The sequence below is a fragment of the Cyclobacteriaceae bacterium genome, assembly GCA_025808415.1.
Lineage (GTDB): Bacteria > Bacteroidota > Bacteroidia > Cytophagales > Cyclobacteriaceae > UBA2336.
In genome coordinates, this window is the sequence record CP075525.1 from 1,703,644 (window position 1) to 1,719,139 (window position 15,496).

The 15,496-nt window shown below is 44.6% G+C and carries 13 protein-coding genes and 1 pseudogene; 12 read left to right on the plus strand and 2 right to left on the minus strand.

Going from position 1 to position 15,496, the window contains the following annotated elements:
* Positions 1-79: 79 nt before the first annotated feature.
* The 6 genes from KIT51_08050 to KIT51_08075 all read left to right on the plus strand — a co-directional run bounded on the left by KIT51_08050 (position 80) and on the right by KIT51_08075 (position 5,712).
* On the plus strand, positions 80-2,548 hold the full coding sequence (locus KIT51_08050; GenBank protein ID UYN88183.1) for a ligase-associated DNA damage response DEXH box helicase: 2,469 nt from the start codon (positions 80-82) through the stop codon (positions 2,546-2,548).
* A gap of 45 nt (positions 2,549-2,593) precedes the next feature.
* Positions 2,594-3,022, plus strand: a complete 429-nt coding sequence (locus KIT51_08055; GenBank protein ID UYN88184.1) for a DUF1801 domain-containing protein — start codon at positions 2,594-2,596, stop codon at positions 3,020-3,022.
* A 14-nt stretch (positions 3,023-3,036) separates the two neighbouring features.
* Positions 3,037-3,408, plus strand: a complete 372-nt coding sequence (locus KIT51_08060; protein UYN88185.1) for a hypothetical protein — start codon at positions 3,037-3,039, stop codon at positions 3,406-3,408.
* A 168-nt stretch (positions 3,409-3,576) separates the two neighbouring features.
* Positions 3,577-4,350, plus strand: a complete 774-nt coding sequence (locus KIT51_08065; protein ID UYN88186.1) for an HAD-IIA family hydrolase — start codon at positions 3,577-3,579, stop codon at positions 4,348-4,350.
* A 76-nt stretch (positions 4,351-4,426) separates the two neighbouring features.
* Entirely contained in the window at positions 4,427-5,128 is a 702-nt protein-coding gene (locus tag KIT51_08070; protein ID UYN88187.1) for a DUF1080 domain-containing protein, read from the plus strand.
* A gap of 41 nt (positions 5,129-5,169) precedes the next feature.
* A complete protein-coding gene (locus KIT51_08075) occupies positions 5,170-5,712 on the plus strand; it encodes a PepSY-associated TM helix domain-containing protein (GenBank protein UYN88188.1) in 543 nt (180 codons plus the stop codon).
* 23 nt (positions 5,713-5,735) lie between these two features.
* Here the strand turns inward: KIT51_08075 and KIT51_08080 are convergent, their stop codons facing one another.
* Complete coding sequence (locus tag KIT51_08080) at positions 5,736-6,275, minus strand: class I SAM-dependent methyltransferase (GenBank protein ID UYN88189.1); 540 nt, start codon at positions 6,273-6,275, stop codon at positions 5,736-5,738.
* 187 nt (positions 6,276-6,462) lie between these two features.
* Here KIT51_08080 and KIT51_08085 point away from each other — a divergent pair, with 187 nt between their 5' ends.
* From KIT51_08085 to KIT51_08110, 6 genes and pseudogenes are all read left to right on the plus strand, one after another.
* Positions 6,463-8,283, plus strand: coding sequence for a TonB-dependent receptor (locus KIT51_08085; GenBank protein ID UYN88190.1), 1,821 nt, complete (start codon positions 6,463-6,465; stop codon positions 8,281-8,283).
* A 61-nt stretch (positions 8,284-8,344) separates the two neighbouring features.
* Positions 8,345-9,034, plus strand: a complete 690-nt coding sequence (locus KIT51_08090; GenBank protein ID UYN88191.1) for a response regulator transcription factor — start codon at positions 8,345-8,347, stop codon at positions 9,032-9,034.
* The gene (locus KIT51_08095) at positions 9,018-10,379 is read left to right on the plus strand and encodes a HAMP domain-containing histidine kinase (protein UYN88192.1); all 1,362 of its coding nucleotides are present in this window, start codon (positions 9,018-9,020) and stop codon (positions 10,377-10,379) included. The genes KIT51_08090 and KIT51_08095 overlap by 17 nt, the downstream gene beginning before the upstream one ends.
* A gap of 173 nt (positions 10,380-10,552) precedes the next feature.
* Positions 10,553-12,172, plus strand: coding sequence for a SulP family inorganic anion transporter (locus KIT51_08100; GenBank protein ID UYN88193.1), 1,620 nt, complete (start codon positions 10,553-10,555; stop codon positions 12,170-12,172).
* Positions 12,173-12,307: 135 nt separating this feature from the next.
* Positions 12,308-13,371 (plus strand): annotated as a pseudogene (locus tag KIT51_08105) (IS3 family transposase).
* 130 nt (positions 13,372-13,501) lie between these two features.
* The gene (locus KIT51_08110; GenBank protein UYN88194.1) at positions 13,502-14,236 is read left to right on the plus strand and encodes a universal stress protein; all 735 of its coding nucleotides are present in this window, start codon (positions 13,502-13,504) and stop codon (positions 14,234-14,236) included.
* Here KIT51_08110 and KIT51_08115 read toward each other — a convergent pair.
* A complete protein-coding gene (locus tag KIT51_08115) occupies positions 14,233-15,378 on the minus strand; it encodes a hypothetical protein (GenBank protein ID UYN88195.1) in 1,146 nt (381 codons plus the stop codon). The two genes, KIT51_08110 and KIT51_08115, sit on opposite strands and share 4 nt — an antisense overlap.
* Positions 15,379-15,496: the final 118 nt, after the last annotated feature.

Here is a 15,496-nt window from a genome sequence, read left to right on the forward strand (position 1 = left end):
CAAAGGTAAACACACAAATGAGTATAATGTTTAGCACGGCTCGTTTTTTAAGGGTTACGGATTGTCTTTCTTTGCGGAAATGACCCCGTCTCAATTTGCACCGGCCGATTTTTGGTTCAGCCAACAAGGCTGGAAGCCATTTTCATTTCAGTATGAGGCCTGGCAAGCTTATTTAAGAGGTAAAAGCGGGTTAGTAAATGCACCAACCGGTAGTGGTAAAACCTATTCGCTTTTGGTGCCCATACTGCTTGAGTTCCTGACGAAGCATCCACACCAAACAAAAGGGGAAAATGGATTGCAGGCCGTTTGGATAACACCCATTCGTGCGTTGGCAAAGGAAATTGAACTGTCAGCTACCCGTGCCATAGCGGGATTGGGCATGAAATGGAAAGTAGCGGTACGCTCGGGCGATACTTCGGGTAAGGAACGCGAGCGACAGAAATCAAAACCTCCGGAGTTTCTCATCATCACGCCAGAAAGTCTGCACCTGCTGCTGGCTCAAAAAAACTACGTTGATTTTTTTAAAGATTTAAAAGTAGTAGTAGCTGATGAGTGGCACGAGTTGATGGGCTCTAAACGTGGGGTGCAGGTAGAGCTGGCACTTTCCCGTTTACGAACGATATCACCATCATTAAAGGTATGGGGCATTTCAGCAACCATCGGCAATATGGAGCAGGCCCTGGAGATATTAATCCCTCACGCTAATTCCCCCCTTGCAATTGGGGGGAGCAAGGGGGGCTATATTCGGGCGGACATCAAAAAGCGGGTTGAAGTCATTTCTGTTTTGCCCGACTCCGTAGAAACCATGCCCTGGGCCGGGCACCTGGGTATTCAATTACTTAACAAGGTGATAGAAATTGTAAAGGGCAGCACCAGCACACTCATCTTCACCAACACACGTTCCTTCGCGGAGATTTGGTATCAGAAAATGCTGGACAAAGCGCCTGAGCTTTCCGGGCTTATCGCCATGCATCACGGGTCCATCAGTAAGGAAATGCGCAACTGGGTGGAAGATCAGTTGTACGATGGTAAGTTAAAAGCTGTGGTGTGCACTTCCAGTTTGGATTTGGGGGTTGACTTCCGTCCGGTGGAAAGGGTAATACAAGTGGGCAGTCCGAAAGGTGTTGCTCGTTTCCTGCAGCGTGCTGGAAGAAGCGGTCACCAGCCGGGTGCAGTGAGCCGGATTTATTTTGTTCCTACACATTCATTGGAGTTGATGGAAGCCGCTGCGTTGCGCGAAGCAATCGACAAAGGAATTGTGGAAGAGCGCATTCCCTACATTCGCTCGTTTGATGTGCTGATGCAATATTTGGTTACTCTGGCTGTGTCGGATGGTTTTTATCCCGATGAAATTTTAAAAGAGATACGATCGACTTTTAGTTATAGCAGTATCAGTGATGAAGAGTGGGAGTGGATGCTCAACTTTATTACCACCGGTGGCGACTCGTTGCAGGCTTATGATGAATACCGCAAAGTGATTATTGAAAAGGATGGACGCTACAAAGTAGAAGACCGAAGGATTGCCCAACGCCACCGGCTCTCCATTGGCACCATTGTGGGCGACACATCACTTCATGTAAAGTATGTTACCGGAAAATACCTTGGCACCATTGAAGAGTATTTTATCTCGCGGTTAAATCCGGGGGATACGTTTTGGTTTGCCGGCCAGGTGCTTGAACTGGTGCGCATCAAAGACATGGAAGCGCAGGTGCGCAAGAGCAAGCGCAAATCGGGATTGGTTCCTTCGTGGCAGGGTGGAAGGATGCCGCTGTCCTCGCAACTGAGTGAACTCATTCGTAATAAGCTTAACGAAGTAGTGGAAGGAAACGAACACGATGAAGAGCTAATGTTTTTAAAACCTTTGTTTGATTTACAAAAATCACGATCACACCTGCCGGGCAAACGTGATTTTCTTATTGAGTATTTTGAAACTGGTGAAGGGCATCATGTGGTGATGTATCCGTTTGAAGGTCGGGCCGTGCATGAAGGCATGGCCGCATTAGTGGCGTTTCGCATCGCGAAGATCAAGCCCATCACCTTTTCTATTGCCATGAACGATTATGGTTTTGAACTTTTAAGCGACCAGGAAATTCCGATTGAAGAAGCCGTGGAAACCAACGTGCTGGGTACCGAAGAATTGATGAAGGACATTCAGGCCAGCATCAATTCCACGGAAATGGCGCGCAGAAAATTCCGCGATATTGCCGCCATTGCCGGATTGGTGTTTAAAGGTTATCCGGGTAAACCGATAAAAGACCGCCACCTGCAATCTTCCTCCCAACTTTTCTTTGAAGTGTTTCACGAGTATGAAGCTCATAATTTATTATTCCGGCAAGCCTATGAAGAGGTAATGGATTTTCAGCTGGAAGAAGCACGGTTGCGCAAAGCCCTCGACCGGATCAATCATCAGAAAATAATCATCACCCAACCCGATAAACCCACACCATTTGCTTTCCCCATCATGGTGGATAGGCTGAGCCGTGATAAGTTAACCAGTGAGCAGTTGAAGGACAGGATCCAAAAGATGTCGGTAGCTTATAAAGAATAGATTATTGAGTACATTCGGTATGAAGAGCAGTTAAACGTTAAAGAAATGGCCACCAACAAAACCACCGAAACAACTATAAATGTCATTGACTTTATTCATGAATTTACCAACACCGAGCAAAAGAAAAAGGATAGCCTGGAGTTGTTAAAATTGATGCAAAACATCTCCGGCCATAGACCAAAAATGTGGGGGCCAAGTATTATTGGATTTGGAAAGTATCATTACAAATATGAGAGTGGACATGAGGGTGAAGCTCCGCTGATCGGATTCTCACCCAGAAAGGCGGCTATTTCACTGTATGTATTCACCGGGCTAAAGGAACACGAACATCTATTAACAGACTTGGGCAAATACAAAATGGGAAAGGCCTGTATTTACATTAATAAGCTTTCAGATATTGATGAGCAGAAGTTAACAAAGCTGATGAAGGAGACCATCCGGGATATACAAAAGAAGTATAAGGCACTAACCTGAATGCCCAGCAAATTATGAAAGGCAAAATACTCAATGGCCTGCTCATACTCACCTCCCTTTTCGGTTACCTGGAATGGGGTAAAGACAACTCGGTTTTTTTATTTCAGGCTGAGGTCGAAGTGATTTCAAAGTTATTTTCAGATCCGGTTTCTGCAGCCCATCCATTTACTATACTTCCCTTAGTGGGGCAAGCACTACTACTCATTACGTTATTTCAAAAGCGTCCGGGTAAAGTATTGACCTATACCGGTATGGCTGGCATTGGCGTGTTATTGATTTTTATGTTTGTGATCGGGATAATCGGATTTAACTATCGGATATTATTCTCAACCATCCCGTTTTTGATCGTTTCCTTTTTAACCGTGCACCATCTCAGAAGAAGTTGACCCGAAAGGATGGATAATTTTATTTTACTTTTTGGTTAAGCTACCGCTTCTCAATCGATTGAATTGATCTTCCAGAGAGGCCTTTCTGGCAATTCCAATTTTGCTAGTGATTCTATTCACCACTCCTTACAATAATTAATTACCTTACATCATATTAGAAAGTAGTGTATGAAAGGACTTTTAATCGACATGGATGGTGTGATCTATGGTGGAGATAAATTGTTGCCGGGTGCCGATACGTTTATCAACAATCTGGTCAAACAAGATATACCTTTTGCCTTTATGACCAACAACAGTCAGCGTACCAGCCTGGAAGTGGTTCGCAAACTGAAACGCCTCGGTATTGTAGTATCTGAAAAGCACATCTATACCAGCGCTATGGCCACGGCCTCATTTATTGCAAGTCAGGCGCCAAAAGGAACTGTGTATGTATTGGGTGAGGGTGGATTGTTATCCAGTTTGCATGATCAGGGTTTGGTGATGGTAGATACCGAACCTGACTTTGTGGTGCTGGGTGAGGGAAGAAATTTCACCCTCGAGATGGTGCAACGTGCGGTGGATATGATACTGGAAGGCGCAAAACTGATTGCCACCAACCGCGACCCCTCACCTAAACAAAAGGGCTGGAACAATTTGGGCATAGCGGCTACGGCCGCCATGATAGAAGAAGCCACAGGGAAAAAAGCCTTTGTTACCGGCAAGCCCAGCCCGGTAATGATGCGGTCTGCGCGCAAGTTTATTGGATTGGAGACTGCGAATACTACCGTGATCGGTGATACTATGGAAACCGATATCCGCGGAGGCGTACAGATGGGTTACAAAACCATTCTTGTATTATCAGGTATTTCAAAGAAGGAAGACCTTAACAACTATGCCTTTAAGCCCGACCTGGTGATTAATAACATTGGCGAGTTAACACTGCCACTGAGTTGGTGGAATTAGAGATCTCCTTCCATTTGCCAACAGATTTATTATTTTTATAATCTGTTAATTCCAATAGTCATATACGTTCAACAACATGAGTAATAACTTATTTACTAAGTCATTTGCTACTGCGGTAGTGATGCTTTTAGTTTTCGCTTGTCAGCCGACCAAAGAAGGCAACAACAAGACCATTCAGCTTTTCAACGGCACAGATCTTACCGGCTGGCACGTTGATGTTCCGGCTATGGACACCAGTGATATCCAATCTCCGTTTGTTGTACGTGAGGGCATGTTGGTAAGCTTAGGCGAACCCCGTGGGCATTTGATCACTGATAGTGTGTTTGAAAATTACAGGTTGGAAGTTGAATACCGTTTTTCAGGAGAGCCTGGTAATTGCGGTGTGCTGGTGCATGTTTCAAAACCACGCGCATTGTACAGCATGTTTCCGCAGTCTGTAGAAGTGCAGATGATGCACGAGAACGCTGGTGATTTTTGGGTTATTGTGGAGGATATCACCGTGCCGGATATGGAAGCCAGGCGCGGCCCAAAGGAGACTTGGGGCATTATAGAAGGAAAGGCAAGGCGCATAGTTAACCTAACCGATGGATCGGAGCGCCCGCTAGGCGAGTGGAACACCATGATCATTGAGTGCACGGGAAATGAAATAAAAGTGTGGGTGAATGGGGATTTGGTAAACCACGGTACAAATTGCACCGCCAGTAAAGGACAGATTGCCTTGCAGGCCGAAGGATCCGAGGTGGAGTTCAGAAAGCTTGAGTTGACTTCGTTGGATTAATCTTTTTTGATCTACTTTCGCCCCTTTAAATCTCCAACCCCATGAAACTTACTGCCCGCAACACGCACCGCGATATTGCATACTTCTACCTGGGCCTGATCATTGCCTTTTCTTTTTCTGGAATATTTCTAAACCATCGCCAGGCTTGGCACCCCAGAAGGTACAAAGCAGAAATCAAGGAAATTACCATAGCTCCAGTTCACAAGGATTCTGTTAACGATTCCTTCATTGCTTCGTTCACGCAGCAACAAAACATTGCAGATAACCTGCGCAGGTTTACCCTCAATGGAAATAACTTACGCATCTCTTATGTTAATCGCGATGTGGATGTGGACATTACTACAGGGGCAGGGTCTATTGTTCATTATAGGATTACCCCCGTGCTGGGGCAGATGACTATTCTGCATGTGGATACCAGCAAGTGGTGGATATACTATTCCGATGTTTTTGGTGTGGCCATGCTCGTGATTGCCGGCACCGGGATGTTTATTGTGAAGGGTGAAAACAGTTTCAGGCGTAGGGGCTGGAAGTTAGCATTGGTGGGAATAATTTTTCCGTTGATTTTTTTATTTCTGCTGAGCTGAAAGAAAGTACCGGACGCACTCACTCAAATACTTCTGAGGATAACAACCCTTCGGCTGTCATTGTAAAGCTGAACAAAACCAAACTGTTGACATACATAATCAAAGGTTGTGGAATGGAAAACACAAACATGGGTTATATCCCTAAGGTAGTGCCAGGTTGAGAGGTTCAGGGTTTCGTTCCATAGGGCTGTCATCACCACCAGCACGCCACCTGGTTCAAGCAGCTTTTTGATGTGTACTATTTCTTTGGCCGGGTTGTGGAAATGTTCAAAGCATTCGGTACTAAAAATAAAATCAAATTTTCCACTGGGCAGTTCCCGAAAAAATAACGGGTCATAGTTTTTGCAGTAAAGCGAATGGTTTTGCTCCAATAATTTTGATAATACAGGTTCAGGGCCGCACCCATAATCAAGTCCGTGTTGTTGGCCTTTTAGGTAAGGCAAAGCAGGTGTAATGGCCTGGTAAAGAAAGGTAACATAGCCATGGTTTTCAATCGTGTTGTTGTGGAAGCGGTAACGTTCTCGTTCTTCCGTTTCGGTGGGATATTGTTTTGTAAAAACCATGTGGCAATGGGTACAACGAAAATAAGTCCGCTTGTCAGCTTCTGCTACAGGCACGTGGTTTTGGGCTTGGTTACATAACGGGCAATGCATAGTACCAACAAATGTATAGGGTTAGTATCAATACGGCCACAGGCTTTGCAAACTACCACATTACATTATATTCGCGCTGATTTAATCGTTACCCCATATGCGTTATTGGCTTTGTATACTCATTGTTTTCCCATCCCTTTCCCATGGCTTTCAGGTACAAGATAGTGTACGTGTGTTGGATGAAGTACCTATCCGGGCAAACCGTATTCAAACCGGTTTCAATGAAACATCGGCCAACGTTTTTATTGTAACCGCAAACGATATCCGCCAGACGCCTTCCCTTAGTGTAAGCGATGTGTTGCATTATGTGGCCGGGGTTGACATCCGGCAACGGGGGGCGCACGGTGTGCAGGCTGATGCCGGCATCCGGGGCAGTACGTTCGACCAGGTTTTGATTCTAGTAAACGGCATAAAAATCAGCGATCCGCAAACCGGCCACCATTCCCTTAACCTGCCGGTGGATATTGACAACGTAGAGCGAATTGAAATTTTAAAAGGGCCTGCCGCCCGAGTGTTCGGCCAAAATGCATTTGCCGGTGCCATTAACATTGTTACTAAAAACCCTGAAGAAAACTTTATCAAGATTCAAGCGACTGCAGGCGATTTCGGACTGGGCGGCTTTCGGTTGGGAGCTTCATTAAAAAGCAACGGTGTATCACATTACTTTTCAACAAGCCGCGATTTTTCCGATGGGTATAAATACAATACCGACTATGTGATCGCCAATTACTTTTACCAGGGCTCTTGGAGCAATACCCTGGGCAGTTGGAATGTTTTGGCAGGCCTTAGCGACCGGAGCTTTGGCGCCAACGGTTTTTATGCCAGCCCGGCTTTTCAGGATCAGTTTGAGTCGGTACAAACCAGCCTGATGGCCGTTTCATTGCAAACCCAACCACGCGAAAATGTTTCGCTTAACCACCGCCTATATTGGCGGAGGAATGAGGATGAGTACATTTTTGTGCGCAGCAATCCTTCATTATATCGCAACCTTCATGTAAACAGTACAGTTGGTTATGAAGCAAATGCAGTAATTAAAAGCAAAGCGGGTAGTACAGGATTAGGCATTGATGCCAACCACCTGAGCCTGAGCAGTAATAACCTGGGTGACCGTGAACGTTCAGTATTGACCGTGTTTGCCGAGCATCGCTTTGAGGCTGGCCGTTTCGACATAACACCCGGGGTGCAGTACAACTATTATTCTGATTTTGGTTCCAATATTTTTCCCGGTGTCGATGCAGGCTTTCTGCTTAACCGGCACGTAAAAGCATATGGTAATTTTGGATATACTTACCGGGTGCCAACCTATACTGATCTATATTATTCCGATCCGGTGAATATGGGCAATCCGGATTTAAAACCCGAGTATGCATTTAGCTATGAGGCCGGCTTAAAATTTATTGAACTTCACTGGCTTAGTGGGCAGGTATCATACTTTGAGCGACAAGGCAAACGCATAATCGATTGGACAAAGGAAGCTGAAACTGATCCGTGGCGCCCCGATAACCTGATTGGTGTAAACATGAATGGCTGGGATATAAACTTTACAATTCGCCCTGCGCGCCAATTGCGTTTAATTAATAAACTGGATTTAGCATACACAAAAATAAATGCCGATAAAGTTGATGATGGTTCTTTCTCTCGCTATGCGCTCGAAAACCTAAGGCACCAGGTTATTGCCTCTTTCGTGCTGAACTATGGCCCCCAAATAAAACACACGGTTCAGTACCGATTCTGCGACCGCGTTACCATGGACGATTATTCGCTGGTGGATTCGCGCTTGTCATGGGAGAGGAAGCAGTGGGGAGCCTTTGTTGATGTGACCAATATTTTTGATGTTACCTATCGTGAAACCAACCTGGTTACCATGCCGGGCCGATGGTTCAAGACCGGTATATCCTATCAACTTGGCCGCCAATAGTTGAGTTAACGCGGTTTTATCTATTTTCAATTTCGTAACTTGAGCAGTAAAAAAACTGCCTTTGAAAATTTTACTTGTTGAGGACGAACAATATGTAGCCTCTTTTATCCGAAAAGGATTAGAAGAAAATGGCTACCAGGTTGCACAGGCATTTGATGGTGCTACCGGTTTAACCATGGCGCTAAGCGATACTTATGATGTTATTATCCTGGATATTGTAATGCCCGGCATGAATGGCCTTGAAGTTTGCAAGAAACTGCGCAATGAACACGGCAACCAAACTCCCGTATTGATGCTAACCGCATTGGGCACTACCGATGATATTGTGGATGGACTGACCATTGGTGCCGATGATTACCTGACCAAGCCTTTCAAGTTTAAGGAGTTAATGGCCCGTGTGCAGGCCCTGGTCCGTAGGAAAACCGTGGTGAATAAAATCCTTTCGGTTAGCGACTTGAAACTTGATTCAGATGCCAAAGAAGTTTTTCGCGCGGGCAAACTAATTGACCTTACAGCACGTGAATTCCGGTTGTTGGAATACCTGTTGCTTAACAAAAACAGGGTTGTTTCCCGTACGGATATCCTCGAGAATGTGTGGGATATTAACCACGATCTGGGTACAAACGTGGTGGACGTTTATATTAACTACCTAAGAAAAAAAATCGACCATGAATTTTCACCACCCCTCATCAAAACCATTGTAGGCATGGGCTATACGATTAAAGACGCAGACCGTGAAAATCAGGCATAGGTTTTCGATATTTTTTGGCATCACATCTTCATTGGTGCTGCTGGCGTTTGGTATTTCCGTTTACTATTTCTCAGCACAATACCGGCAAAAGGAATTTAACATACGCCTGATGAAGCGTGTTGATATTACCGAAAAAATGTTCCTGGAACGCGAAAGCTTTACGGAAGAATCGTATGAACTCATACGCGAACAGTTTTTGAATATACTTCCGGAAGAAACCGAGGAAGTTGTTCAGGTAAAAGCAGGTTGGCGTGACTCATTGAGATATCCCTACCCACAAGAATTCATTGATCAATTAGAAAGTGAAGGAGTTGCGTATTATTCCAATGAAAACCGGCAAGGCGCGGGGCGCATATTCCAACTTTCAGGCGGGAGTTATGCCGTGCTGATTGTTGCGGTTGACCTGGTTGGGATTAATGTATTAAAAAACTTACGAACGATTTTGATTACCGGACTCATTATTGGGGTTGTGATTATGATACTCACAAGCTATTACCTGTCGAACAGGATATTGGCACCTATTTCGGCCAAAATAAAAAAGGCCAATACCATTAGTGTAAGCAACCTGCACGAGCGGTTACGTGTGTTCAATCCCGAAGATGAGATCGGACAGTTGGCCCTGGCATTTAACCGTTTGCTCGACCGGTTGGATGAAGCGTTCCATTCGCAGAAATTGTTTGTGGCCAATGCATCCCATGAAATCCGTAATCCGCTTACGGTAATAATTGGGGAAGCAGACCTTGCCCTGGATAAGGACCGGCCGGTACAGGAGTATCAGGAGTCACTGAAAACCATTCAATCTGAAGCCGACCGGTTGAACCTGTTGGTCAATAACCTGCTGCAACTTTCAACAGTAAGCTATAATGCAGCCGACTTTAAACTTGAGATCATTCCGCTCTCCAGGTTGTTACTGGAATCAAAAAAGAAATTTGATTTACTGAACCCAGAAAACCAGGTTCGGTTCAACTTTGACATTCATGCCGATTTGGTAAACCTGGGCTTAAGCGGCAACATGAACTTGTTGCAAACGGCATTCATAAATATTTTGGACAATGCCAGTAAATTTTCGGGCAATGCCCCCGTTACGGTAGATATTTTATACCAGGATGATCATGTAATTATTTCTGTTCGCGATCAAGGTGTTGGTATTGCCCCTGCTGACATACCTAAAATAAGGCAGCCGTTTTTCCGGGCTGAGAATGTGCGCAAAATACGGGGAACAGGTATCGGTATTCCGCTCACGGTAAAAATCATTGAACTGCACAGCGGTAGATTCGAGGTTGAGTCTGAATTGAATAAGGGCACTGTTGTTCGGATCGTTCTGCCGGTAATTCAAAAATCCTAAAGGTTACGATCTCCAATTGGTGATCATTAAAGTGCTCATCTACAGATAAATAGCCTTGCATTACACCCGGACTATATGCATATCTAATTGGATTTTAATCTGATTTTAATGTCATTCTAATCTTAGCTTAATGAATTTCTGCGACCTTACAGGGTACAAAAATTTTATAGACGATGAATTTAAATGGTTATGACAGGAGGGGACTTTTTTCGTCACTGCGTTATGATTTTCCGGCAAGCCTGGTAGTTTTTTTTGTGGCTTTACCATTATGCCTGGGCATTGCCTTGGCCAGTGGGGCGCCACTTTTTGCCGGGGTAATTGCTGGTGTTGTTGGTGGTATTGTGGTTGCCTCCATCAGCAATTCGCAATTGGGTGTTAGCGGCCCGGCTGCCGGACTAACTGTAATTGTTTTAACGGCTATTCAACAACTTGGCTCTTTCGAGGTATTCCTGGTAGCGGTGGTACTGGCCGGCCTTATCCAAATTGGTTTAGGTTTTGCGCGGGCTGGTATCATCGGCTACTACTTTCCAACCTCCGTCATTAAGGGTATGCTAACAGCTATCGGTATTATTATCATCCTTAAACAAATACCGCATGCGTTTGGCTACGATGCAGACTACGAAGGCGATTTTGCTTTTGAACAAACCGATGGCCACAATACATTTTCAGAGTTGCTTTATATGGCAGATGCCGTAACGCCTGCGGCAATATTGATCAGCACCATTAGTCTTTCCATTATCCTGTTGTGGGATTTGTACCTGACAAAGAGGCACCAGTTTTTTAAACTTGTTCCGGGCCCGTTGGTAGCTGTAGTGGTTGGTATTCTTTATCAGTCGATCACTCAGGCATTTCTGCCGGCATGGTCATTAAGTAATGATCACCTGGTTTCTGTACCGGTGGCCACCAATATTAAAAGTTTTTTAGGACAGTTTTCATTGCCTGACTTTTCAGCAGTGGTTAATCAAGAGGTGTGGGTGGTTGCATTCACCCTTGCTGTTGTGGCCAGTATTGAATCGTTGCTTTCTGTTGAAGCTACCGATAAGTTGGATCCTTACAAACGCACAACAAACACAAACCGTGAATTAATTGCACAAGGCAGCGGTAATATGATTTCAGGCCTCATTGGAGGGCTGCCTGTGACGCAGGTTATTCTCCGTAGTTCGGCCAACATTCAATCGGGTGGTAAAACAAAAATGTCGGCCATTATGCACGGTTTTTTGCTTTTGCTATGTGTTGTGGCCATTCCGCGTATACTCAACCTGATACCATTATCGGTATTGGCAGCCGTGTTGCTGGTGGTGGGCTATAAACTGGCTAAGCCGTCTGTTTTTAAAGATGTGGCCCGGTTAGGATGGAGCCAGTTTCTTCCATTCATCGCTACTGTTTTAGGTGTGGTATTTACCGATTTATTGAAGGGCATTGGAATTGGTATGGTAGTGGCCGTGATTATCATCCTTAGAAACAGCTATAAGAATTCGCATTTTATCCATAAAAGAAAAACTGATGATGGAGATGAAATAAGAATGACGTTGGCCGAGGAAGTGGTTTTCCTGAATAAGGGAAGCATAAGAAAGGAATTGAGCCGTGTTAAGGAGGGCACAAAAGTAACTATCGATATGAGCCGCTCCGTGCATATTGACTATGATGTGATGGAAATTATTGAAGACTTCAAGAGCCAGGCAAAATCCAAGAACATTAATGTTGAAGTAATTACTAATATTCATAAGCCTGTAGCAAAAAACGGTGGCCATGGTAAAGAAATGGTAAAAGAATTCGAGTTGGACAGTCACTGATTTCCGCTATGAAAAAAGTTACCTATTTTATTCCTGTTGATTTTTCGGAGTGTTCGTATAATGCACTTCTGTAAGCTCCCCCGAAAATAGGACAGTTTTGAATTAGACAAAAGGTCTAACTTTAAACTGTTAAAAATGAAAAGAACACGATTTACCGAAGCCCAGATTTTCACTATTCTCAAGGAGTTTGATGCTGGCAAAAACATCCAGGACATTGCCCGTTCGCACGGAGTGTCCAAAGCCACTATTTATAATTGGAAGGCTAAGTACGGAGGTATGGAGATGAACGAACTTAAGCGCGTTAAGGAGCTTGAGGAAGAAAATCGGAAGCTCAAGCAGATGTATGGTGACCTGGCGCTGGACAACAAGATGCTCAAAGACGTTTTGGGAAAAAAGTTCTAAGGCCCGCTGAGAAGCGAACCCGTGTAGATTATCTGAGAACGACTTTTCAAGTCAGCCTCGGTCGGGCCTGTGAAGTGATGGATCTCTCACGTTCGGTTTACTACTATCGAAGTAAGACGGACGATCATGCGGTGATTGATAAACTCCAGAACTTAGCTGAGAAACGGCCTACCGAAGGATTTTGGAAAATGTATTTCAGGATAAGGAAAGAAGGATTGTTGTGGAACCACAAACGCATCCATCGGGTGTATAAATTATTGAAGTTGAATATGAAACGAAAAGGAAAAAGGAGATTACCAGCACGCGTTCTTCAGCCCCTGGAGGCTGTTAGCCACATCAATGCAAGCTGGTCGATGGACTTTATGAGTGATTCCCTTCTATCGGGTCGCAAGTTCAGAGTACTCAACTTGCTGGACGACTTTAACCGTGAGGCCCTTGCTATTGAAGTTGATACTTCGCTACGGGCTGAGCGAGTGATACGGGTACTTGAACAAGTCATTCAATGGAGAGGAAAACCACAGCGAATCAGGGTTGATAATGGCCCCGAATTCATCTCAAGCAAACTCGGCCTATGGTGCGAAGAACGCAACATCCAGCTTCAGTTTATTCAACCGGGCAAGCCTTCACAGAATGCATACATCGAGCGTTTCAATGGAAGCTTCCGAAGAGATGTTCTCGATGCGTACTTATTTGAATCCCTTATCCAGGTAAGAATCCTAGCTGATGAGTGGATGAATGATTACAACTATGACCGTCCACATGATGCGCTCGAAGGGCGCAGTCCTGCGGACATGCTGGCCGTGGATTTATGGGAAACTCGAAACGAGTTTCCCACAAACCCACAACCGGTTACAACAATAACAATGAATAAATTTCCTAATTTAGAGTTGTCCTAAAAATGGGGAGCTTACACTTCAATATGCGATTATGCTGGCCAGTCATGCCGAAGGAAAAGTTGTGCTTGGCCACGTTGTTAATCCCCCTGAAATACCTGGATCGGCAAACCCGACTTCGGGCTGGGGTGCTCATCGGTTAAGCAAGCGTGTTCAGGAAAAAATGAAATCCCTACATGAAATTATTTCGCTGGAAGGAATTGATGTAGAGGAAATAATAGAAGAGGGTGACGTAAAAGAATGTTTATTGAAGCAAATTGAAAAGCTTAAACCTACGCTTATTGTGCTTGGCCGAAATACGGACCGGCAACCCGGAAGAGAAAGTTTATTGACAAGCCTAACCCAAAGCACCAAGGTGCCAATCCTGGTTGTTCCACGGTCGCATAACCCAAAAATCCCTAACCGGGCCGTGTTGGCAACGGATATGAAGTCGTTCAACCTTCGCGAGTTTGAGCCATTTATCGAGGTAATTAAGAAAAGCGCACAAGGATTATCCGTATTGAACATACGGGGAGGGTATTCAAGCGATAAAGATATTGCAGAATGGGTGAATAAGTTTAATACTGTTTACGCTATGGAGGCAAAGGTATTAAACCCACAAGATGATGACGTGGTGAAAAGCATGGTGAAATGTGTAAACACCAACAATATCGACCTGCTCTGTACAATTAACCGTAACCCGGGCTTGCTTGATAAACTGTTCAGTACGCCATCAACAAGCTTAATTGCCACGCAAGTTGAAGTACCTGTTTTGCTGATTCGTGACTAAAACAGGTTACGGAAATATTCAATGATGTTATTTCGGATGGTTGGATTTGCGCCTGAGGCAAGGGCTACCGAAATAATCAATCCTATGGTGGCGTAAAGGAAGTCACGCCCAATAACTTTTAATGCTTTATTTTTATGTTTAAAACCTTTCTTCTTACGCGCTAAGCTAACGGCCATCTCGCGCCCGCCAATCGTACCTAAAAACACCCATGTTGTACTCATGGGTATGGTACTTACAAACAGCTTATAGATCAGTAGCAGTACATAGGTAAAATCGATGAGGGTGGCTGCGCGAACATCCGAAATACGAACTTTTTCGCTAACCACTTCCTGTATTTTATCGCCCCGCAAATAGAACAGGACACCTAAGCCAAAAAATATAGTTCCAACAAAAATTATGAACTGCCAAAGTTCCAACTGTCGGGGTAAAAACACGGCAATGTTGGCGCCATCCTGCATCAGCCAGACCGACCACAGCGAACCGCTCACCACCCATTGGGTAATGGTCCATCCGAAATGGGCTTTTCGCTTTTTGAAATTTTTACGGATATAATCAAAACCCAGGTACCAGATCAGGAACGATACGACAAATGCAAGTATGTAACCCGAAACACTTTTCCAAACTACTGAAGTAATGCCGCTGGTATCGGCACTGAAAACACTGAGCAATAGAAACGTAGTAGAAACCGGCATGCGCAGGCGGGTGAGTATTAGCAGCACTACCGGGGCAATTATCTGGAAGTAGGAGAATTGTTCGTCAAACGGATATTTCGTATTGCCCTCACTGTCCAGTAAGCGTTGGTAGGTTACATCGCCCTTAAAGTAAACAAAGCTGAAGGTAAGCGTGGCCAGCAGGATTAACCCGGTGAAAAGCCAGAGGATATACCACTTTTTATCCTTGTTACTTTCTATGAAAGTACCTAAAGATTGTATGCTATCGTTAGCTACCGCTGCGTAGGCCGCAAACAAAAAACCAAACCACATAGCTGTTTTGCCATTGAAAGTGGCAAATGCGGCAACAAGAAAGGCCAACCCGATAAAAATAAGAAAGGTACGCTCTTTAGTGGCCCACTCCAGAAGGTTAAGGTATGGAACGTCACTGACATTCTTCCTTCTTTTTAGTGTCGCTTCAGGTTTAAGCATGGGGTGTTTAGCCACGGTTGTAAGGGGGTAAAGTTGTCCTGAAAAACATTCTCCAATATTACGGCAATGTTAAATATTTTATTAGGGCGGTATACTCCAAGCACCTTAATTATTTGGC

Excerpts from the sequence above, each read along its gene's own strand:
- KIT51_08050 (UYN88183.1), top strand. The coding sequence starts at position 80 with ATGACCCCGTCTCAATTTGCACCGGCCGATTTTTGGTTCAGCCAACAA.
- KIT51_08055 (UYN88184.1), top strand. The coding sequence starts at position 2,594 with ATGGCCACCAACAAAACCACCGAAACAACTATAAATGTCATTGACTTT.
- KIT51_08060 (UYN88185.1), top strand. The coding sequence starts at position 3,037 with ATGAAAGGCAAAATACTCAATGGCCTGCTCATACTCACCTCCCTTTTC.
- KIT51_08065 (UYN88186.1), top strand. The coding sequence starts at position 3,577 with ATGAAAGGACTTTTAATCGACATGGATGGTGTGATCTATGGTGGAGAT.
- KIT51_08070 (UYN88187.1), top strand. The coding sequence starts at position 4,427 with ATGAGTAATAACTTATTTACTAAGTCATTTGCTACTGCGGTAGTGATG.
- KIT51_08075 (UYN88188.1), top strand. The coding sequence starts at position 5,170 with ATGAAACTTACTGCCCGCAACACGCACCGCGATATTGCATACTTCTAC.
- KIT51_08080 (UYN88189.1), bottom strand. The coding sequence starts at position 6,275 with ATGGTTTTTACAAAACAATATCCCACCGAAACGGAAGAACGAGAACGT.
- KIT51_08085 (UYN88190.1), top strand. The coding sequence starts at position 6,463 with ATGCGTTATTGGCTTTGTATACTCATTGTTTTCCCATCCCTTTCCCAT.
- KIT51_08100 (UYN88193.1), top strand. The coding sequence starts at position 10,553 with ATGAATTTAAATGGTTATGACAGGAGGGGACTTTTTTCGTCACTGCGT.
- KIT51_08110 (UYN88194.1), top strand. The coding sequence starts at position 13,502 with ATGCTGGCCAGTCATGCCGAAGGAAAAGTTGTGCTTGGCCACGTTGTT.
- KIT51_08115 (UYN88195.1), bottom strand. The coding sequence starts at position 15,378 with ATGCTTAAACCTGAAGCGACACTAAAAAGAAGGAAGAATGTCAGTGAC.